The organism is Acinetobacter sp. YH12219 (assembly GCF_013417875.1).
Lineage (GTDB): Bacteria > Pseudomonadota > Gammaproteobacteria > Pseudomonadales > Moraxellaceae > Acinetobacter > Acinetobacter amyesii.
In genome coordinates this window covers 163,139-184,639 of sequence record NZ_VPDC01000004.1, presented here as the reverse complement: position 1 = coordinate 184,639, position 21,501 = coordinate 163,139, and the positions used below count along the sequence as shown (strand labels likewise).

Sequence of the window (21,501 nt, the reverse complement as noted above, 5' to 3'; positions counted from 1 at the left end):
GTATAGTCAATTTTGCTTAAATAACCAAAGTTAAGCACTTTTATGTGCAATTGCTTTATAAAAGAGCATTTTTTGATGCCGCCTATCGAATGGTCAAACGAAAAAAATAAAAGCGACCCATGGGTCGCTTGTCATTATGCTGCTGTATTTACTCATACATCGGTCTGTTGTCATTGACACGAATTAAACCTTTAATCGCGCGGTACACAATCCATAACCAAGACAGTCCGATCACCGTGACACAGAAGGTACTCGCTCCCAGTGCCACACCCGCAAAGGCATTGGCATTATTGCCGGTAAAGAACAGAAAAATAAAAGGCACGAAAGCAATGATGTTCCAAATGAGATACCACCAAAACGTACGGATCTGCCAAGTAAAATGGCTTTCAAAAATCGTGCCGCGAACATCACTGCGTTTGACGTAATTGATAATCAACGCGAGGACCGCAAGCAAGCCGGCAGAAAAAATCGCCACAATATAAAGAATATACAAAATAATCGTGAGCAGGCGGTTTGGATCTTTATCAATGGAATAATTCATTTCGCTCTCCGTCATGATGATTTTGCGGATCATTCCACCCTAGATATGCAGGATATTAAATGGTGAAATCAGCCATAAAATCAGTAATATGTTAAAGGCTATAGTACAGAAATATATTTTTCGAAATGGTTGTTTTTGTGTTTTATGCCGCAAACGTTGCTGAGCCAGCCATGCCGCCGGCCACCCACCTAAAAAAGACAAAAGATGCAGTGTATTTTCTGGCACGCGTCGGTTCCCCATTTGCGCAGCTTCTTTATCCTGCGCATAGAACCAATAGGTCAGGACATTGATAATACTCACAAAAAGCAGCACCATGCCACTGAGTAAACCCGCCACAGACAAACCCGCCAAGGCGAGGATATAAATGATGCACAAGATTTGCATCGGCTCTGCCTGACGCGGCATCTGCACCACATTTTTTTTATTAGGGCGTTGTGTAGCTTTGGTTTGTGAGGCTTTTAAATAATGCACTTGCTGTGCACGAAAGCGTCCGCGTTCGTCTAAGGTCACAGCATAATCCAACGCGCAGCCCACGATTGGTCGTGGGCCGGGACGGGAAAAATCTTTAATGTGCAAAAATACGCGATCTTTGGTGCTATCGTTCGGTTGAATGAAGCCGTAGCCCTTGTCATCAAACCATTCTACTAAGCGTCCTTGATCACGCATGCTTTTCCCTCTCGTTGTTTTTAAAATTTATGCTGTGACGAATTTTAATCGTTCAATCAGCATATTACGCATTTCAGCAGGGTTTTTCTGCAAAATATCATCCCCTGTACGGCCTTCTGCCGCATTTTTCTGTGCCACCTGTAAACGCATCATCCAGAAACGACCTGCAGCCATCGCCAAATACAACTCTAGGCATGATTTTTCATCTGCGGTTAATGGACGCACGCTTTCATAAGCATTTAAAAAGGCAATGGCTTTGTCTTCATTCAAATGCACATCCGGATATTCAGTACAGAAGTCATTTAAAGTAATAGCAATATCAAACAAGAGTTCGTCTTTATTTAACTCATAAAAGTCTAAAATACCGTTGAGTTGATCGCCTTCAAATAGAGTATTGTCACGGAACAGATCAGAATGAATAAAACCGGCAGGACGGTCTGGATACATCGCCGTTAAGATGTCATATAAGCCCAACAGATTGTTGAGCAACGTGGTATCTGCTTCATTTAATGTTGGACGAATATCGCGTGAAACTTGTAACCAATAAGCATGATCACGATATTCTGCACGTTCCAAAGGGAAATCTTGTAAAGCCACATGCATTTTCGCTTGGGCAACAGCAATCGCCTCTGCTTGCGCTAAGCTTGCAGGCATGGGATGTTGACCTTGCATGCGTGGCGCAATCTGTGCAGGTTTATCCTTTAAGCTATGAATCGCTTTACCCGAATGATTCAGCGGTACAGGCACAGTTAGACCAGCCTGCCCCAAGTGTTCGAGTACAGGAACCAGCTCCCCTGCACCTTGCTCGTCCATCTCTTCAAAAACGGTTAATACATACTGCGTACCATTTTCGCAAACAATAAAATAGTTGGTATTTTGAATACCGCCTTGAATCGGAATCAGGTCAATCACCTCCAGTCCATAAGGTGCTGCAAAATCCTGAACTTCCTTTAAAGTCAAAGTGGTATAAACCGACATAGAAAACCTGCGAAAAAACTTACATATTTTTGATAGAATAACCGCTCCGACTACTAAGGTGTAGCATCTAAGTCGCGAAGTTTCATAATCGGCTGTTATTTTTGGAAAAAATTATGCTTGCTAAACGTATTATTCCTTGCCTCGACGTGGACAACGGTCGTGTAGTGAAAGGTGTTCAATTTCTTGATATTCGTGATGCAGGCGATCCAGTTGAAGTTGCACGCCGTTATAACGAACAAGGTGCGGACGAAATTACCTTCTTAGACATTACCGCAACCTCAAATGGTCGTGATACCACTTACCGTACGGTAGAGCGTATGGCTGAGTCTGTATTTGTGCCATTAACAGTCGGTGGTGGCGTGCGTAAAGTAGAAGATATCCGCCTGTTATTAAATGCTGGTGCGGACAAAGTTTCGATTAACTCTGCGGCTATTTATAACCCTGAATTTGTACAAGAAGCCTCTCAGCGTTTTGGCGCACAGTGTATTGTGGTTGCTATTGATGCGAAAAAAACCGGCGATAATAAATGGGAAATTTTCACCCACGGTGGTCGTAAAGAAACCGGCATCGATGCCATCGAATGGGCGGTGAAAATGGCGGACTTCGGTGCAGGTGAATTACTCATCACCTCGATGGATGCCGATGGAACCAAAGCCGGTTATGACCTTGAACTGATGCGTAATATTAATGACCGTGTGACCATCCCAACCATTGCTTCTGGTGGTGTCGGTAACCTCCAACATTTGGCCGATGGCATTTTAAAAGGTGGCGCAGATGCGGTGCTTGCAGCCTCTATTTTCCACTTTGGTCAACACACCATTCCTGAAGCGAAAAAATATCTAGCAGCACAAGGCATTGAAATGCGTCTTTAATGGGCTTGTTTTCAATGAAGATTGAAAAAGAGCGATGATTCGCTCTTTTTTTTGCTTTGGTGTTTTTGATGCAACGCCATTGATTTGTAGCAGAGCATCGCCCATACAATTCATCAACGATAGACATAAAAAAAGGAGCCTTGTCGGCTCCTATAAACCAAGAAAAACTACAGCACTTGGTCTGATACTTAAAACAAATGAAAAAATATACATAGCAACTTCATCAATCAACTCGTCGTGTACAAGCCTTTTGATGATTTAAATATAGGGCATTTGCACTGCATTTGATTGACAGTAGATTCATAATTTGTTGACAAATTGCGACAACTCAATTGGGTAGAAAAGCTTGTTGTCACAACGTACAACGCTTTCACATTAGACCGTTTCAAGAAGTGCAACTGGCTTTTCACGCTCAGCTACCCACTTTGCAGGAAATACCCGATTGACCCAGTGTGACAATGGTTTCGCAATCGCTGTCGGCAGCAGCACACCCAATGGGTTCTGTTCCTGTAATTTCGCCGAGGAAATCACCCGAGTCCCTAAAATATAATCAAACCACGGTTTGGTCACACACCAATTGGCATCCTGATTTGAGTTCATATGGTGGTCATAGTGCCATGGAATCTTTTTCATCGCCCACTCTGGCTCAAGATGTGCGCGACGATGGATATAATAATAATTGCAAGCACTATACAGCACTGCCAAGCTCATTCCTTTCGACACTGGGTAAAATAACGGCGTAAATACACCTGCAACTACAGCCAAGGATATGATTTCATTTTTCGTGCGCCAGTTCTGTACGCCTTCAACATAGCCATGATCATGAAAATCTGTTTTACGAACTTCACGATGATGCTCCCAATGTGATTTCATGCTATCTGGTACAGGACTATATCGAGGTTTTCCTATCCGATGCGTACCATGCAAAACATATTTATGTGCGACCCATTCAAAGGCGTTGGCAACGACCAACCCTGCAATAAAACCTTTTAACATGACTAATATCTCCTTTTCTTAGCTCCACTATAGGTAATGAAAAGGGCTAGATATTGACCGTTTTTTTTAATATCATTGACAAAACACGACAAAATTTAGAATTAAAAAAATATGCAACAACTCAAGGACTATACAGGATCAGTCTATGGAGGACTGGGCCATTTGCTCTATGCTTATCACCAAGCTCAAGGCATTGCTATTCCTGAAAAACTGAATAAAGTTCAAAACTTAGAGCGTTTTGATTATGCCGTTTGGCGTGATTTATTGATGGATTTAGATCAAAAGATCCAAAAGCCGGCTCTGGGTTTAGAAATTGCAGAACATGTGCAACCCAAACATATTGGCATTATTGCGTATATTGCCCTGTCCTGTGAAAACTTGGGTGAAGCGCTGCTCCGCTACCATGATTTTCATCGCTTAATCTTCGATGGCAGCCCATTGCTGATTGATATTCAAAATGATTTTTTCTCGATCGGTTGGAATGATTTACCCATGAATATGGCCAATCAATTGACCGATGAAATTGCGATTGCCTTAATGCTACAGTTTCTAAAATTATTCATGCATTTTGAGGATATCAATTTACACGAAGTGCATTTTCATAATCCAGCACCCAAAAATGTCGCTCAGTATGAGCAGTACTTTCGTTGTAAAGTTCGATTTTCTCAAGAAAAGTCGAAGGTTATTGTTCCCATTCAAGAACTGTCTCGCCCCTTTTCCCAAGGCGATCAGACCTTACAAAAACTGTTAATGCAACAGGCACAGTCTTTATTGGAAAAGCTGCCGAATACCACGCAAATCGACCAACGCTTACAGCAAGCCATCTTAATGGGTTTACAAAAAAATCAGTTCCAAATTGAACATGTCGCTACTCAACTGAATCTGTCCGTCCGACAATTACAACGCCATTTACAACAACAAGGCAGCACCTATCAGCAACGCATGCAGGAGGTCCGCTGTATGATGGCTGAAGAATTTTTAAGAGACCCACATTTAAGTTTGCAAGAAATTGCGCTACTGCTGGGTTATTCAGAACAGAGTGCATTTCAACGTGCTTTTAAACAATGGCGAAATTTAACCCCACAGCAATGGCGCTTATCGCAAATTGAAGCAGCAAGTTAAAATGTGACGCAGTTATCATTTTATATATTGTGATTTTCAGCAAAATCCATTAAATCTATGCATATTCAATAAATGAATAAAACAACACTTCACAACTAGATTGTACTCATGCTGAGTGAAAGATTGAAAATCTATTCCAAATGACAAAAACAAATGGAGTTTTAAATGAATAAATATTTAGCAGAACTGATCGGTACGTTTTGGCTGGTCTTTGGTGGTTGTGGTAGTGCGGTCTTGGCTGCGGCCTTTCCTGAGCTTGGCATTGGCTTCGCTGGCGTGGCACTGGCCTTCGGTTTAACGGTATTAACGGCTGCTTATGCGCTGGGTCATATCTCAGGGGGACATTTTAACCCTGCCGTGAGTATCGGCTTGTGGGCCGGTGGTCGTTTTGAAGCGAAAGAACTAGCACCCTATATTATTTCTCAATAGCTGGGTGCAACTCTCGCCGCATTTATTCTATTCATCATTGTACAAGGTCAGGCCGGATTTACAGGAGTCGGCGGTTTTGCCACCAATGGCTATGGTGAATTATCTCCAGGTAAATACTCTATGCTCTCAGCGTTAGTCATTGAAATTGTGCTGACGGTTGGCTTCCTGATTGTGATCATGGGAGCAACGGATAAACGTGCCCCTGCCGGATTTGCCCCAATTGCGATCGGTCTTGCGCTTACATTGATCCATCTGATCAGCATTCCCGTCACTAATACTTCGGTCAACCCAGCGCGTAGTATGGGTGTGGCATTCTTTGCTGAAACTGCTGCGCTATCACAAGTTTGGCTATTTTGGGTAGCCCCAATCATTGGCGCGGTGATTGGTGCGGTCATCTATAAACTGATGGCAAAAGTCGAATAAATAGAAGAAGACACCATAAAAAAGCTCACAATCTGTGAGCTTTTTTTCATTCATCCCGAATTGAGCTTTGCTTCCTTCGACGGCCGATGACACAGCTTTAAAGAAATGGATTTTCTACTTCGTTTTCTTCACCGCCCTGCGCTATTTTTTCAGCTAAGTTGGTTTCTGCCTCAAGCGTTGTCACCACATCATTGAAAAATGCCTGTAAAGCTTTCGCTGCAGCTAATCCAGCTTGGTCTTTCGTCACCTGTAGGTTGCCATAAATATTAATTCGATCTTGGCCATTTTCTAGTGTTAAGTCATGAATTGCATGCGACGCTGTGTCATTTTCAAATGCTTTGAACATGATGGATATCCTTCTTTTTTGTTGTAGTGATGCAGCAATAGAAATACGTGAAAAAGATTTCAACTGCAAGCAATGATCTTCTTCATCACTCGCCGTTCAGCGCTATTATCTGCTCGATTATTTCAAAATCTGTAGCAGATATTGCAGAATTTCTTCAATCAATTGTTTGACCAAGGCATCTTGATTGTTGTCATTTCCACTGCTTGCCGTGGATGACTCGCCCACAGAACCACCACTCGATTTAAAGTCTTTTTGCAAGCTTAAAATCTTGTCTTCTGCGACATCTGCAGCACACTGGCTTTCAGCATCCCAATGCAAATAAGCGATGTCTTGATTTGCTTTGACTTGGGTGGCTTTGAGTGGCAACCGATAGGTATTACGCTTTTGGTCTTCTGTTAATTCTGGAAAGAAATTAATTCCGGTCAGTTCTTCTAGCGCACAAATACTCATGACTTTGACTGTCGGTGCCGTATCACGCAAGGTATTGTCCGCATAGTACACGCCTGCAACACCTTTTTTCGGCAAATAGATCGCCTTATAGGTGGCGGTCGGCACGATGACCCCTTGCCCGATGGTTTTTAATTTTTTCGCACTGTACACCGGCCCCGTCACCACATAGACATCTTGCTTTTGCTTGGTCACCATCGCTCGTGTGGCTTCTTCTAACTCACGCCACACTTGCTGATTATTTTTTGGAGCTTGCGGCACCATATTGGCCAAAGAAAAACTGTCTAACTGTGCCGCTTTATTGGGCATATCGGCATTTGGTGCCATGTGTCCACGGTCATAGCCTGAAGATTTATAGTCTGAAAGCAAAGCCCGATATTCAGACGGCACGCGAGTCTCTTCATGAAAGTTATCTTCACGCGGAATTTTTTGACTCAACCGTGCGGGGGTTAATGCTTCTGCAACCCAAAGCGGTGTCTTGGATATCCCTGAATACATGACATTAAAGCCATTAAAACACAGTGGAAAACTGTTTTTATGTAGGCTTTCACGGACCAAATAAGGTGGCACTTCACGGTAAAACTGGTCCAAACAGGCGCTATTTGAACTGCTGCTCATGGAAACAAGTTGTTGAATTTTTTCTTGCCCGAAAGCAATTGCAAAGCTCCCTGTTGCCACCAGACCTAACAGCACTTTTATGCCATTTTGCCCAAATAACTGTGAAAGCGGATTTGCTGAATTGCGTTTCTTTTTGACCATGACTTACAACAATGACTTCTAAAAGGACTATTTTTCCGCAGCTTAGCAAGGGTGCATATTTTAGTACACTTTTCTTTTTTAATTTGCTTAACAATCACACAAATATTGTTTAACAAAGCAGCAGTTGATGTAACTTTATGTCGCAGTTGTGCAGTTCTTTATAGGAGGTCATGAAGCAGTTGCGTATGTTTCATTGAATTCGCCTCAAGAATTATGACAAGGTAAAAATACGAAAAATTGCGATAAAAATATACGGAGTGATTATGCATTCTAAAATTTTAGGTTTAGGTTTAATTTCAGGTTTAATGAGCGCAGCAGCATTTGCAGAGCCGCCGATTCAACCCGGTGATACATTAGAAAGCTTATCTAAAGTCAAAATTGTGACCACCGTGAATGGTCAACCTGGTTCCATTCAGGACTTAGTTTCAAGTGGCCAAGTTCAATTGGTTGAAGCTCCTGCCGGACAAGTCAATGCCGCTGCAACAGAACAGCCCTTAAACCCTGAACAGGCTCAGGCAAACCAAATCGATCCGAATGCCCCTGCAGTCCCTGCAAATGCTGAACAAGCCGTGACTGAAGCGGAAAATGCACTCGCAAATGAACAACAAAGTGTAGCTGCTGCACCTACAGAGCAGTCCGTTCCAACTGAACAAACAGCAGTGGCCAATACACCTGAAGCCGCGGTAACTGAAGCACCTGTGGAAACAGCACAGCAAGCACCTGAAGCCGTATCAGCGGATAACAACGCTGCACCCGTCATTGCCTCTTCTGCAGAAGCGCCAGTGAATGCCGATAGCGCATCAGCGGCATTGCCTGAAGCTCCTCAAGCACAACAAGATGCTTTTATGGCAGCACCTGAGACTCAAAGTGTAAATCCTGCAGATGCATCAATTCAAGCCAACCCAGAAGCACCTGTTGCTGACGAAGCCATCCAAGCTGCGCCTGAAGCCTCTGCAGATGTAGACGCGACAATCAACTAATCAGCGTATTTTCAAGGATGAAATAACGCAACATCTTCATTCTGTTGTTTTGCTCGCATACTACTCCCAGGAAAAAGCAACAGAATGATCTCTATGTCTTTGGACTAAAAAGTTTAATTATTACAGATAAAAAAAAGCCAGAATTGATCTGGCTTTTTCGTGTCTAACTTTTAAATCTATGCCTAAAAGTTCAATCTACGTCTTAAATTTCAATCTGACTGCCCAACTCAACCACACGGTTGGTTGGAATTTGATAAAAATCGCTGACTGGACTGGTATTTCGCTGCATAGAGATAAACAGCTTTTCTCGCCAAGGTGCCATGCCTTCACCCAAGGTATGAATAATACGGTCTCTGGAAATAAAGAAACTGATTTGCATTAGATCAAATTCAAAGCCCAATTCACGATACGCATGCTCCAAAGCGGCAGGAATATTCGGCTGATCTTTAAACCCATAAAACATTGTGATTCGATAGAATCGATCATCTAGTTTTTCCGTGATCACCCGCTCATTTTCAGGTACAAATGGCACATCTCGGGTGTTGACCGTAACCATAATATTGCGTTCATGCAGAACTTTGTTGTGCTTAATATTATGCAACATGGCATGAGGCACGATCTCAGGCGTTCCTGTCAAGAATACGGCATCACCTGGAACAAACTTGGTTTCACTACCCATGCTGACACTGCGAATAAACAGGTCAATAGGCAAAGCATCTTTACCGAGCCGATTGAGCACCAATGCCCGTCCATCTTTCCACGTCATTAAAATCGTAAACAATACCGCACCAATCAGGATTGGAACCCAACCGCCCGCTGCGATTTTTAATGATGTCGATGCAACAAAGATCAAATCAATCAATAAAAATGGCACTGCAAAAATCGCCACTTTCCAAACCGGCCAACGCCATAAACCATAAGCTAAAACTGAGATCAAAATCGTACCGCAGAGCATGGTCATGGTCACAGCTACGCCGTACGCACTGGCCAAATTCGCACTGTTTTCAAACAGCAAGATCAAGATCAGCACCGAGATAAACAATGCCCAGTTAATAAATGGCAAATAAATCTGACCACGTTCAACTTCGGAGGTATGTTTCACTGTCAAACGCGGCAAATAGCGCAATTGAATCGCCTGATTGACCATAGAGAACACCCCTGTGATCACCGCTTGAGAGGCAATCACCGCGGCTGCTGTCGCCAATGCAATCATTGGGTACAGTGCCCATTCAGGAATCAGCATATAGAATGGATTGGCTAGAGCTTCTGGATTACGCAGTAGCAAAGCACCTTGGCCCGCATAGTTCAACAACAAGCACGGCATAACCACAATAAACCATGCCAAGCGGATTGGGAGTCGGCCAAAATGCCCCATATCGGCATAGATTGCCTCACCACCTGTCATCGTCAAGATAACCGCACCCATAGTCAAAAACGCAACATAAGGCTGCTGAACCACAAAATTGAAAGCCCAATGCGGACTGATCATGGTCAACACAAATGGCGTTTGTGAAATACTCCATAACCCAAATCCGCCAATGGATAAAAACCACATGAGCGTCAATGGACCAAAGAATTTACCCATCGTGCCTGTGCCATGGCGTTGCACTAAAAATAGCCCCGCTAAAATACCGATCGATAAGGGTTGCAGCCATTGGTTAAACATCGGCGTCGCAATACTTAAGCCTTCAATCGCGGATAACACAGAGATTGCGGGGGTAATGATCCCATCACCAAAGAACAAAGATGCCCCAATAAAGCCAAGGGCAATCAGGTAGATTTTTTTGTTTTCGGCAATTCGTGTGGTCCGTAGATTCAAGGCCAACAGCGACATAATACCGCCCTCGCCATTGTTATCTGCGCGCATAATGATGCTGACGTATTTAAAACTAATCGTCAGCATGATGCACCAGAAAATCAGGGACAGAATACCCAGCACAGACGCTTCGCTAATCGCCAAGTGTGCTGTGAGGAAACATTGGCGCAGCGCATATAATGGGCTCGTCCCAATGTCTCCGAATACTACGCCCAAAGCTGCCAAGGTGATGGCAGGCAATGCGGCTTTTTGTGCAGTACTTTGCATATAATTGTCTTCAATTTAGACAGGATTTTTGCGAATCATAGCACCGCTCAAGATGTTTTTGTCTAATTCAATTGTTTCTCTTGGCAGAATATATTTTTTTCGCTATTATCCACCGCGCAAAAGGTGAAGTGTCCGAGTGGCTGAAGGAGCACGCCTGGAAAGTGTGTAAACGTTTATAGCGTTTCGAGGGTTCGAATCCCTCTTTCACCGCCAGAATAAACTGCAATGCCAAGCAGAATAAAGGTCTAAATTGATAAAATTTAGGCCTTTTTTAATTTTATTGTTCTCAATATTAAATCCGCCCTAATTGATCTTTTAACTTTTTTTGCTCAATGACTTCACAGTATTTGAGTCCTGATTGATGGATTTAATTCACACGTTTTTTTCCTAATGCACGACTTATGGATTTTTTATTGGCAGCAAGAAAGACACGTTTATTTACAAATACAAATTTTATATTCTAAAGACAATTACTTAAGCCTATGCTAAAAATTAATCATCCTCTCAATATAGGCACTATTCAAAAAATTATTCATTAATTTAAACATCATAGAACTGAAACGCGATTGCGGTACTTTTAACTTGATCAACGAAAAACTTAAAAAACACCTTTCATATATCACTGCTATTCGGGAGAGAACATGAATAACAGCCAGAACTATGTTAAGCAGATCAAGAACGCCAAACGTGGTGGCTATACCCCAACCCTTGCCAAAGACATCAATAAACATAAAATTCAAAAAGCACAGCGTCTGATTGACGAATGGCGAAAGCTCGCCAATGAACTCCGCCCACAAATGCAACTTGAGATGGCATATACACTTGAGGAATGCGCACAGGATCTAGACCAAATTTTAAGAATGAAATAGCACTCAACGTTCATCCATCCTATTTTTTCGCCCACATCTTGTGGGCGAAACATTGCCTAATTTTATTTCTCTGGTTTTAGAGCCAAACATCGGTTGAATGCTGAATAAATCAAACGTATAAATTACATTCGATTTGCTGTTTTTTTAACTTGCACCACTTCAAAAAATCTGTAGAATGCATTCCACAACGCCGGCATAGCTCAGTTGGTAGAGCAACTGACTTGTAATCAGTAGGTCCACAGTTCGAATCCGTGTGCCGGCACCATTTCTTAGCCTCGCTTTTTAGTGAGGCTTTGATGTTTTTAGAGCCGCTCTTTTATGGCTTCCTCGCGCTAATCTGCACATAACGAATCAGCCCGTCTCGATACAACTTTTCGCACAATTTTGCCGTCATCTTGATTTTGAATTGATCCACATGACTCAGGCTCATCTGACTTTTTTGTTCTTGAATATAATCAGCAAAACCCTGAAATACGAATTCGCTGATATCTTCAATCTGGATATTTTCGAAACCTGCCTGTTGCACTTGGTGTTGTAAATTTTGCTTTGAATTTAAATTTTTCAAATTCACATCTGCTGCTTTCAACAGACTTTGATATTGCAGTCGCTGTAATGAATTTAAATTCAAAAACGTATCGGACAACATTAAATAGTGAAAAGCAAAGCGTCCTTTTGAATTCAAAACATTAACAACTGATAAAAGCAATAAATTCAAATCACTATGATACGCAGCATCAATACACAGCACCGCATCCATACAGTTTTGTGGATAAATATTTTTTAAATTCAAAAATGAATCTTGTTGTATTTTGATTTTTGAATTTAAACTTTTTTGGATTTTTTCCACACATTCGGTTTGCAATTCGACTGCGGATAAGTTTTGAATTTGAAAATGTTCCATCCAAAAAACCAAGCTCGCGCCCTGCCCACAACCAAGGTCTAAAACACGATCTGTAGATTTTAATTGAATGGATTCGGCAAGATGGAAAGCGAGTTTTTGACAGGCCGCAGGATAGGATGATTTTGCATCATCCCAATAGCCCAAATTGCTCCAAGCAAGTTCCGCATCATCTCCGAGTAGTCGACTGTTAATCGCATATTTATGGCTAGGGATGTGCTGACGAATTGCTTGAAGCCATTTCATGTTAGTAACCGAGTTGAGGGGCAACCTCCACTTTAGGTTTTAAACCCACAAACGGCAATGGTGCACCAAAAATTTCTGCAATATGCATAGCAGACGTTACCGCAGACTCTAAAATCGGCAGACCATCGCAAGACCATGAGCCACAAAAGAAGACTTTACGCTCAGGGGATAAATGTCGTTGCTGTAACTCTTTATTCAGCGCCACCGTATGTGAATCCACCACTGCGCGTGTCAAACTGACCGAAGAGATCACTTTTTTAGGATCAATCGGAGTCACTGGCTGCCAGGTTTGGAACACTGGGGTTTTACCCACCAAGCTCGGCTCAATGGAGTTCAGCCACACGGTAAATTGCTGACGGGTAAATTTACGGTCCATCATATAACTTAGTACAGACCAATCTTTACGCTTCGGTGGCATCACGGTTTGATCAGTGTGGATCACCAACTGACCTTGCTCAAATTTAAATTTCTTTAAGAGCTCAATATCGTCAGCAAACTGAGTAGAATCTAAAAATTCTTCCGTTTTGGTGGTTGGTGTCGCGACTACAACACGATCGAATAGATGATGTGTTCCGGCCTCAGTTTCCACCAAGACTTTATCGTCTTGCTCGTGCACTTTGGTAATTGCCGTACCACTTTGAATATTTAAACCTTCAATCAGTTTATCAACCAACGCAGGTGTACCACCTTGGATACGCAGCAAGGCATCGCCATTGGTCAATTGACGCAAGAAAATCAACAGCGGTTTAGCAGGCCATTCGCCAATCGTTTTCGGGTTACAGGTGCAAATGGTATACAACACTGGCATGACCGCACCATGCCAAAATACTTCTTCAATTTCATTTTTATTAATGAACTCGGCAAGCGTGATGTCCTGATTTTTTGATTTAAAAAATCGAGTGATCGCGGCTTTGAGTTGCAACATTCCTTTGACTAAACGCCAGCCATATTGTTGTAAGCCTTTACGGTTATTAATAATTGGGAAATTACCAATACGGCTACGACTGGTGGTCAACCACGTTTCTGTACGATCTTCGAATAGCCAACTGCATGCCATATAGGTACGGACGGGGAAGGTTTTAATCCCTAAATGGGTCGCCAAACTTAAGGTATTTTTCCAGAGGTGTGGATTCATCACACGCAAAGGGGCATCGATCAAGCCGCCTTCAAACTCAGTGCTGTGGCTATCCATACCACGACCAGGCAGAGCTTCGAAAATTGTAATGTTATGCCCTGCGTCTTTAAGAATTCTTGCGGTAGCCAGCCCAGCCATGCCACTACCGATGACTGCAATTTCCAATTTTCTTTTCCATCTATAAAACACAGTTTAAAAGTATGACTGATCAGAAGTTAAAAATAGCTATTAAAAAATACCAGATTCGCATTTTTTGTATGGATTTCAGTACAGCCGTTTTTAAGTTAAATTTACAAATATTTACAGTCAAAAAGCACACAATTTAAGCTTTGTTTTTTAAATATATTTTTCTTTAAAATTTTAATTACTCTATAAAACCAAACAATTAAATTAACCGTTTTTATAACTTTCGGTTTACTTTAAAGCCAAGTACCGCTAAGATGCGCCACATAAGAAAGTGATAAATTCATCACAATTTATAAAAAGTAAAATGATATTTAAATCATGACAACAATAAATACTACAGCGCTCAATAAAAAAGCCTCTGACTGTTCAGAGGCTTTTTTTTCGGCTATTTCAACGGCATGATTTTCACTTAAGCTTCATGCGCCACTGCAATTTCACCAAATTTTCCGTTATTGAAATCATCAAAGGCTTGAATGATTTCAGCTTTGCTATTCATCACAAATGGGCCATAACCTTGAATCGGCTCATTTAGTGGCTCACCGCTAAGTAACAGAAATTGTGTGTCCTGCAACGCTTGTAGCTGAATGGCGATATCATCTTTGGCAAACATGACCATCGAACTGTCTTGAACTTTATGGCTTTCATTCACCACAACCTCACCCTTCAAGACCACCAAAATGGTGTTATGCCCTTCAGGTACATGTAAGGTGGTTTCATATTGAGCTTTTAACTCACCATCCCAGACATTCACTGGACTAAAGGTTTGTGCAGGCCCAAGGTGACCACCCATTTCACCAGCAATCACCCGAATATGCCCTGCACCTTCATCCATGTCTATGCGAGGAATATCTTGGCGTGTGATCGCTTGATAACGAGGCTGGGTCATTTTGTCTTTTGCCGGTAAATTCACCCACAATTGAACCATCTCAAAAAGACCACCTGCTTGAGCAAATTCAGGCGAATGAAATTCTTCATGTACCAGACCCGACCCTGCGGTCATCCATTGCACATCGCCTGTTTGAATTGTGCCGCCACCACCACTTGAGTCCTTATGAGTCACTTCACCGCTGTAGGCGATAGTCACCGTTTCAAAACCACGATGTGGATGTGAACCTACACCATGCCGTGCAGTGGTGGGATCGAACTGATAAGGTGCCGCATAATCCAAAAGCAAAAATGGGCTAATCGCCTGACCTAGACGATCATAGGAAAATAAGCTTTTGACTGGAAAACCATCGCCCACCCAGTGCATTTGCTGATTACGATAAACACCAATTACTTTTTTCATTTCTTAGCTCCTATATTCATACGATAGGATGAACATAGCGCTTATTTTAAGCTTTGAAATACTTACTGACCATCTTCCAGATAGCATTCTATATCTCAAAATTAGAACAATACTCAGACATAAAATCTGCACCTCACTCAAAACCAAGCATTAATTTCGAAATTCTAAGGTTTAAGACATATACAACGATGAATTATCCCAATTTTATGATTGAGCTTCTCATTTAAACCCATTTCATTGTCTCATTTTTACAACTATTCTAAATCTAGTTAACACGCAGATTTCATCTGATCCTGCGTAGTTGCAAACAGGAAAGAGGACAATAAAATGGGGCAAACCTTACGTTCGTTTAGACAAAGATAATGCCGCGGTACTTTTAGTTGACCATCAAACAGGTCTACTTTCATTGGTTCGCGACATTGATCCAGATAAATTTAAAAATAATGTGCTCGCACTGGCTGCAGCTGCAAAATATTTTAATCTTCCAACGATTCTCACCACCAGTTTTGAACAAGGTCCAAACGGTCCATTGGTTCCAGAACTAAAAGAGATGTTCCCTGACGCACCTTATATTGCACGCCCAGGTCAAATTAATGCTTGGGACAATGAAGACTTTGTGAAAGCCGTCAAAGCAACAGGCAAAAAGCAATTGATTATTGCCGGTGTAGTGACTGAGGTTTGTGTTGCATTTCCAACCTTGTCTGCTTTAGAAGAAGACTTTGACGTCTTTGTGGTGACCGATGCTTCAGGTACATTCAACCATTTAACCCGTGACTCAGCTTGGCAACGTATGACGCAAGCGGGTGCGCAGCTTATGACGTGGTTTGGTACCGCGTGTGAATTACACCGCGACTGGCGTAATGATATTGAAGGTTTAGGTGCGCTTTTCGGCAACCATATTCCAGACTACCGCAACCTCATCAACAGCTATACGCAAAATACTGAAAAGAAATAATCCTTCAGTAGTAAAAAGCGGCTCCGAGCCGCTTTTTTTATACCTGATATATAAATTGACGTATGATAATTTGAATTGAAATAATTTTTCACTGCATAAGGTGATCCATGCATTCATTTGATGACTATTACTACTTTTACTTGGTGGTGAAACATGGCGGTTTTAGCGCTGCAAGTGAAGCATCGAATATTACAAAATCAAAATTAAGCCGACGCATTTTAGATCTCGAAGCCAAATATAATGTCACCCTTATTCAGCGTTCTACCCGACACTTTAAGGTCACGACATTAGGCCAAGAATTGTATGAAGAATGCATAAAAGTAATCGAACAAGTCGAATGTGCGCATCAGGTACTCCTGAAGCAAAAAAGTGAACTTGAAGGCTTGGTTAAAATTAGCTGTCCACCGGTCATGATGGAACATCAAATTCGCCCCTTGTTAAATCAATTTTTAAAAGATCATCCCAAAGTTCAGGTTGAACTCGAGCTGTCCAGCCGCCGTGTAGATGTCTTGCATGACGACATTGATTTAGCGATTCGTACCAATTTTAGTAAGAATGAAGACTCGAGCATTATTGTACGTGACGTGATTAAAACCGTGCATTGCTTAGTGATTAGTCCTGAACTTTTACAAGGGCGCGAGTTAAAGCATATTACGGAATTAACAGAATTTCCGAGTATCGTTTTAGGTACACAGAAAAACCGCTATCAATGGCATTTGCATCATACCGGACAGCAAGAGCAGATTGAAATTGCCTTACAACCTCGGATTAAAAGCAATGACTTAGCCGGTGCTTATTATGCAGCACTCGATGGTTTAGGCATTGCAGACTTACCCTATTTAACCGTGCAAGCAGATATTGAGGCAGGTCGTTTAATTCACCTCTTCCCCGAATGGTGCTCAAATGTCGGTACGGTGCAATTGGTATATGCTTCGCGCAAAGGTCAACGCCTAGTCATGGAAAGATTAATTGACTATTTAGTCGATGGAGTTCGTGGCTATGCTCCAGAACATGATGGCTATTTAGTCTAATGATCTAAACCACAAAAAAGCCAGAACTGAGTTCTGGCTTTTTTAAATCTACGGTTGGATCACCAAATTAGATTTTACCCACTAGGTCGATCGATGGTGCAAGCGTCGCTTCACCTTCTTTCCATTTTGCAGGACATACTTCACCTGGGTGTGCATGTACATATTGAGCAGCTTTTACTTTACGCATCAATTCAGAAGCATCACGACCAATACCACCTGCATTGATTTCAACGATTTGGATTTTACCTTCAGGGTCAATTACGAAAGTACCACGGTCAGCAAGACCATCCGCTTCAATTAAAACATCAAAGTTTTTCGCAAGTGTCCAAGTTGGATCGCCAACCATTGGGTATTCGATTTTCTTAATTTCTTCAGAAGAATCGTGCCAAGCTTTATGCGTAAAGTGTGTATCAGTAGATACTGAATAAATTTCTACGCCCATTTTTTTGAATTCAGCATAGTGATCAGCAAGATCGCCTAATTCTGTTGGACATACAAAAGTAAAGTCAGCAGGATAGAAAAACACCACAGACCATTTACCGTAGAAGTCTTTTTCTGAAACTTCAATAAATTGACCGTCTTGGTAAGCGGTAGCGTTAAATGGTTTTACTTCAGTATTAATTAAACTCATTTGATATTCCTCTAACTCATTTCAGGGATTGCTTATCTGTTGAAGCTAGAATACGACTTATCAAATCATAGGTAAAACCGAACTTTTTTATAAAAACTATCGGATTTTTAGATTTATTATTTAAATCAATCTTTGCCTTTCCATCGAGCAAACCAATCAATTTCAATGAGAGCAAGGCTTTATATCCATACAGAGGGCCTGCCAAGCAGCCTGTATAAACTGTTGTTTATAGTGTGATGGTGGCGTTTTGACTTTATGCGATAACCATGCCCGACAATAATTTTCCGTTGCCCCTAAGACCAAAGACATCATTAATTCTTTGGGTAAATGCTCGATCAAATGCCAATCGGATTGTGCGGTCAACCAATCCAGCAGCGCGGTATTGCGTTGTAGATTATGTTGTTTTAACTCGGCTTGTAGCGTTTCCTTACGCATACTAAACCCTGCAGCATATAAGAATTCTGCAAAATCAGGATAGGCTTCGACCCAGTCTATATACGAGCACAAAATGGCTTGAATGCCTTCCTGCAGCGATTGGGCCTGTGTCAAGGCGTCTGCCCTTTTCGCAAATTGATCTTGCAACGCCGCAAAATACAATGCCGCCACTAAACCATCTTTATTTTTAAAATGATGGTAAATCGCACCAACACTGGTCTCTGCACGGTCTCTCACATGTTCAATCGTCGTCGTTTCAATCCCTTGCTCTAAAAAACATGCAAGGGCTTCTCCTAAGATCTGCCGTTTAAGTTCCGCTCGGCGACCACTGTAAATTCGTTGCAATAATGCTTGATTTGACGACATCGATACTTTCCTTTGCTCGGGTCATTTTAAAACAATGTTGGCTTTTTTTAATAGCTGTGACGTCATTTACGCCATTAACAGAATATTATTCCGTATTAGAATTATATTCTGAATAATGAAGGATAATTAAGCATGAGCCAAGCATTAAAATTATGGAAGGCCTTCCAAAACAAACCCGCAGGGAAATGGACTTTTTCAAAATTGCTGTGTTTGAAAGCACCGTATTTCAGCAGTATTTCGCCTGTTTTTGATGAATTAAAGCCCCAATACTGTGAACTACATATAAAAAAACAGCGCAGCGTGCTGAATCATATTGGCACTGTCCACGCGATTGCCATGTGTAATATGGCTGAATTGGCTGGCGGAACCATGACCGATGTGACCGTTCCGAGCAGCCATCGTTGGATTCCCAAAGGCATGACTGTGGAATATTTGAAAAAAGCCGATACAGATTTAACGGCCATTGCCACGCCTGTCGATGTTAATTTTACGTGGAATGCAGGGTGTGATTATTTGGTGAATGTCGTGGTGAACAACACACGTAATGAAGTGGTTTTTAAAGCCGTAATTACCATGTGGGTATCAGCAAAAAAATAAGTCATCGACTCAATTGCAGCATGAAACTGATCTTTCAAAATAAGCCATGCATAAAAAAGCCCTCAAGATTGAGGGCTTTTTTTGATGATGATCTACCGTTTTAAACGCTGTGTTTAAGGTTTATTAAAACGGTAAGTCGTCATCTAAATCTGCTGCAGCTGGAGCCGGTGTCGGTGCAGGCTGTTGTTTGGGTGCAAAACCACCTGGGTTGTTATTGCCATAGCTATTGCCTTGAGCCGGTTGGTTATTGCCATAACCGCCTTGGTTTGAGCTATTACCGTAGCCACCTTGGTTTTGGTTATTGTTATAACCACCTTGTTGATTATTAAAACGAGGCTGACCAAAATCACCGCCTTGACCTTGTTCGCCTTGTTGGCGATTATTGTCAAGCATTTGCATTTGTTCACCACGAATTTCAGTCGTATAACGCTCTTGACCGCCTTGATCTGTCCACTGACGAGTACGTAATGAACCTTCAATATAAACTTTAGAACCTTTGCGCAAATATTGCTGTGCAATTTCACCTAAGCGGTTATGTAACACAATACGGTGCCATTCTGTTTGCTCTTTACGTTCACCTGTATTTTTATCTGTCCATGAATCACTCGTTGCAATTGAGAACTGAGTGAGAGAACCACCATTTGGGAAAGTTTTTGTTTCAGGGTCACGACCCAAAGTACCAACTAAAATGACCTTATTTACACCACGCATCAGACGTATTCTTCCTATTTGTTTCTATTATTTACTTTATAAGAGTTATGCTTAAATGGCTACCTCTTTCCCTAACAAGTGCGTTAAATGTTGTCGCGCAGATTCATCCATCTGCTGCTTATCCACTTTTACATAAGCCACTTGCTGGTCAGACATCACCACAACTTCTTCAATACCACGAATTGCTAAAAGCTGAGAAGTCCATTCATCCGTTTCTTTATCTTCAGGCAAACTAAACACCATAGACGATAAATAACGCGGCTGAGCCAATCCAAAACTAATGATCAACCATAAAATAGCTAGACCTGTCAGGATGCCCCATCCCATTGCCGTATCATTTAGCAACAATAGTTGCCCGCCAATCATACCACCAAAAAATGCCCCCAGAAACTGACTGCTGGCGTTCACCCCCATGGCAGTCGCTTTGGATTGAATTGGAGCTGCTTTCGATAACCATGACGGTAATAATGCCTCCATCACATTAAATGCGATAAAGAATAAACCTAAGCCTGTCAGCAAAATATATTTTGATTCGAAACCAAAAATTAAGATGCCCAATCCTAAAATAATGCCACCAATGGCGGTCAAGAAAATGCCGCGCATTTTGCGATATTTTTCCGCCAAAATAATACTTGGAAATGCAAAAAACAGGCTCACGACCAAAAGCGGCAAATATACCAGACCATGTGAATGTAATGGAATATTGGCAAAGTCAATCAACTGAGACGGCACATAGATAAACATCGCGGTGAGCAGTAAATGCAATGAAAAGACTGAAACATGTAAACGATTTAGATCAGGCATTTTCAGTACTTGCTTTAACTGCGTCAGATAACCTTGTTGAAAATTTTTATGATGACGCGTTACTTTCGGTACCAATAGCAACATCGCAATCGCGGCAAGTCCCATGATGGTGGTCACCCAGAATAAACCCGAGATACCGACTAAACCTGTGAGCCAAGGTCCAAGGCTAAATGCCACCACAAAGGACAGACCGATACTCATCCCCATCATCGCCATGGCTTTAGTGCGCTGTTCTTCACGTGTGACATCGGCTAGCAAAGCCATCACTACCGCAGACACAGCGCCACCACCGGCTATCGCACGCCCGATAATTACGCCATAGATACTATCGGACATCGCCGCAATTGCACCGCCTAAAGCGAATAAAAGTAGCCCGATCACCACCAACGGTTTACGGCTATAACGGTCTGCAATCAGACTAAACGGGATCTGTAAAATCGCTTGGGTCAACCCATAAACACCCACCGCCAAACCAATGAGTGCCGGTGTTGCCCCTGCATATTGCTGACCTGCCACAGAGAAAACAGGAATAATCATGAACAGCCCCAGCATACGTAAGGCGAAAATACTACTCAAAGCAAAAGTTGAGCGTCGTTCAAGAGCATTCATCATAGCTGGTTAAAAATTCATTAATCTTGGAATGGGATTATAGGACATTCAGCTTAAAGCGAAGCAGGATTTTTATTGATTTTAAATATCCTGATGAT

At 41.9% G+C, this 21,501-nt stretch carries 21 protein-coding genes, 2 tRNA genes and 1 pseudogene; 10 read left to right on the top strand and 14 right to left on the bottom strand.

The genetic code is table 11. The features are described 5' to 3' along the window. Positions 1–148: 148 nt before the first annotated feature. The 3 genes from FTV04_RS04285 to FTV04_RS04275 are packed head-to-tail and all read right to left on the bottom strand — an operon-like array spanning position 149 to position 2,185. Positions 149–541: a hypothetical protein gene (locus tag FTV04_RS04285; protein WP_168378990.1), complete on the bottom strand. Its 393-nt coding sequence runs from the start codon at positions 539–541 to the stop codon at positions 149–151. A 39-nt stretch (positions 542–580) separates the two neighbouring features. Next, positions 581–1,207, bottom strand: coding sequence for a DUF1294 domain-containing protein (locus FTV04_RS04280; protein WP_180088794.1), 627 nt, complete (start codon positions 1,205–1,207; stop codon positions 581–583). 27 nt (positions 1,208–1,234) lie between these two features. Then, complete coding sequence (locus tag FTV04_RS04275; protein ID WP_180088792.1) at positions 1,235–2,185, bottom strand: homoserine kinase; 951 nt, start codon at positions 2,183–2,185, stop codon at positions 1,235–1,237. Between the two features lie 110 nt (positions 2,186–2,295). Here FTV04_RS04275 and hisF point away from each other — a divergent pair, with 110 nt between their 5' ends. Further along, entirely contained in the window at positions 2,296–3,057 is a 762-nt protein-coding gene (hisF, locus tag FTV04_RS04270; protein ID WP_373683455.1) for an imidazole glycerol phosphate synthase subunit HisF, read from the top strand. A 375-nt stretch (positions 3,058–3,432) separates the two neighbouring features. Here hisF and FTV04_RS04265 read toward each other — a convergent pair whose 3' ends face one another. Beyond that, positions 3,433–4,053, bottom strand: coding sequence for a sterol desaturase family protein (locus FTV04_RS04265; protein ID WP_180088790.1), 621 nt, complete (start codon positions 4,051–4,053; stop codon positions 3,433–3,435). Between the two features lie 111 nt (positions 4,054–4,164). On the opposite strand from FTV04_RS04265, the gene FTV04_RS04260 reads away from it, so the two are divergent. Together FTV04_RS04260 and aqpZ are read left to right on the top strand one after the other, a co-directional pair. Then, positions 4,165–5,175, top strand: a complete 1,011-nt coding sequence (locus FTV04_RS04260; RefSeq protein WP_180088789.1) for an AraC family transcriptional regulator — start codon at positions 4,165–4,167, stop codon at positions 5,173–5,175. A 165-nt stretch (positions 5,176–5,340) separates the two neighbouring features. Continuing rightward, positions 5,341–6,027 (top strand): annotated as a pseudogene (gene aqpZ / locus FTV04_RS04255) (aquaporin Z). A 97-nt stretch (positions 6,028–6,124) separates the two neighbouring features. Here aqpZ and FTV04_RS04250 read toward each other — a convergent pair. Then, positions 6,125–6,373 (bottom strand): hypothetical protein, encoded by a 249-nt coding sequence (locus FTV04_RS04250; RefSeq protein ID WP_180002780.1) that lies wholly within the window; start codon positions 6,371–6,373, stop codon positions 6,125–6,127. Between the two features lie 117 nt (positions 6,374–6,490). Then, the gene (locus FTV04_RS04245; RefSeq protein WP_180088787.1) at positions 6,491–7,579 is read right to left on the bottom strand and encodes a DNA/RNA non-specific endonuclease; all 1,089 of its coding nucleotides are present in this window, start codon (positions 7,577–7,579) and stop codon (positions 6,491–6,493) included. A 263-nt stretch (positions 7,580–7,842) separates the two neighbouring features. Between FTV04_RS04245 and FTV04_RS04240 the strand changes: the two genes are divergently transcribed. Next, complete coding sequence (locus FTV04_RS04240) at positions 7,843–8,559, top strand: hypothetical protein (RefSeq protein ID WP_180022375.1); 717 nt, start codon at positions 7,843–7,845, stop codon at positions 8,557–8,559. Positions 8,560–8,761: 202 nt separating this feature from the next. On the opposite strand, the gene FTV04_RS04235 is transcribed toward FTV04_RS04240, so the two are convergent. Further along, entirely contained in the window at positions 8,762–10,642 is a 1,881-nt protein-coding gene (locus tag FTV04_RS04235) for a potassium transporter Kup (RefSeq protein ID WP_078193161.1), read from the bottom strand. A 122-nt stretch (positions 10,643–10,764) separates the two neighbouring features. Here FTV04_RS04235 and FTV04_RS04230 point away from each other — a divergent pair. From FTV04_RS04230 to FTV04_RS04220, 3 genes are all read left to right on the top strand, one after another. Then, positions 10,765–10,855, top strand: a tRNA-Ser gene (locus FTV04_RS04230). A 428-nt stretch (positions 10,856–11,283) separates the two neighbouring features. Further along, positions 11,284–11,511, top strand: coding sequence for a hypothetical protein (locus FTV04_RS04225; RefSeq protein ID WP_078190515.1), 228 nt, complete (start codon positions 11,284–11,286; stop codon positions 11,509–11,511). Between the two features lie 189 nt (positions 11,512–11,700). After that, a tRNA-Thr gene (locus tag FTV04_RS04220) sits at positions 11,701–11,776 on the top strand. Between the two features lie 51 nt (positions 11,777–11,827). On the opposite strand, the gene FTV04_RS04215 is transcribed toward FTV04_RS04220, so the two are convergent. The 3 genes from FTV04_RS04215 to FTV04_RS04205 all read right to left on the bottom strand — a co-directional run bounded on the left by FTV04_RS04215 (position 11,828) and on the right by FTV04_RS04205 (position 15,264). After that, positions 11,828–12,655, bottom strand: coding sequence for a cyclopropane-fatty-acyl-phospholipid synthase family protein (locus tag FTV04_RS04215; RefSeq protein WP_180088785.1), 828 nt, complete (start codon positions 12,653–12,655; stop codon positions 11,828–11,830). Position 12,656: 1 nt separating this feature from the next. After that, positions 12,657–13,955 carry an FAD-dependent oxidoreductase gene (locus FTV04_RS04210; protein ID WP_180088783.1) on the bottom strand — a complete coding sequence of 433 codons (1,299 nt, stop codon included), beginning with the start codon at positions 13,953–13,955 and terminating at the stop codon, positions 12,657–12,659. Between the two features lie 430 nt (positions 13,956–14,385). Beyond that, on the bottom strand, positions 14,386–15,264 hold the full coding sequence (locus tag FTV04_RS04205) for a pirin family protein (protein ID WP_180088781.1): 879 nt from the start codon (positions 15,262–15,264) through the stop codon (positions 14,386–14,388). Positions 15,265–15,586: 322 nt separating this feature from the next. Between FTV04_RS04205 and ycaC the strand changes: the two genes are divergently transcribed. Next, complete coding sequence (gene ycaC / locus FTV04_RS04200) at positions 15,587–16,219, top strand: isochorismate family cysteine hydrolase YcaC (protein ID WP_180025950.1); 633 nt, start codon at positions 15,587–15,589, stop codon at positions 16,217–16,219. 107 nt (positions 16,220–16,326) lie between these two features. Next, a complete protein-coding gene (locus tag FTV04_RS04195; RefSeq protein ID WP_180088779.1) occupies positions 16,327–17,250 on the top strand; it encodes a LysR substrate-binding domain-containing protein in 924 nt (307 codons plus the stop codon). A gap of 67 nt (positions 17,251–17,317) precedes the next feature. Here the strand turns inward: FTV04_RS04195 and ahpC are convergent, their stop codons facing one another. After that, positions 17,318–17,881 carry an alkyl hydroperoxide reductase subunit C gene (gene ahpC, locus FTV04_RS04190; protein ID WP_078190520.1) on the bottom strand — a complete coding sequence of 188 codons (564 nt, stop codon included), beginning with the start codon at positions 17,879–17,881 and terminating at the stop codon, positions 17,318–17,320. A gap of 162 nt (positions 17,882–18,043) precedes the next feature. Beyond that, entirely contained in the window at positions 18,044–18,682 is a 639-nt protein-coding gene (locus tag FTV04_RS04185) for a TetR/AcrR family transcriptional regulator (RefSeq protein WP_180088777.1), read from the bottom strand. Positions 18,683–18,814: 132 nt separating this feature from the next. Between FTV04_RS04185 and FTV04_RS04180 the strand changes: the two genes are divergently transcribed. Next, positions 18,815–19,279: a hotdog fold domain-containing protein gene (locus FTV04_RS04180; protein ID WP_180088775.1), complete on the top strand. Its 465-nt coding sequence runs from the start codon at positions 18,815–18,817 to the stop codon at positions 19,277–19,279. Between the two features lie 123 nt (positions 19,280–19,402). On the opposite strand, the gene ssb is transcribed toward FTV04_RS04180, so the two are convergent. Together ssb and FTV04_RS04170 are read right to left on the bottom strand one after the other, a co-directional pair. After that, on the bottom strand, positions 19,403–19,990 hold the full coding sequence (gene ssb / locus FTV04_RS04175) for a single-stranded DNA-binding protein (RefSeq protein WP_078193176.1): 588 nt from the start codon (positions 19,988–19,990) through the stop codon (positions 19,403–19,405). A 51-nt stretch (positions 19,991–20,041) separates the two neighbouring features. Continuing rightward, positions 20,042–21,406 carry an MFS transporter gene (locus tag FTV04_RS04170; RefSeq protein WP_111884498.1) on the bottom strand — a complete coding sequence of 455 codons (1,365 nt, stop codon included), beginning with the start codon at positions 21,404–21,406 and terminating at the stop codon, positions 20,042–20,044. Positions 21,407–21,501: the final 95 nt, after the last annotated feature.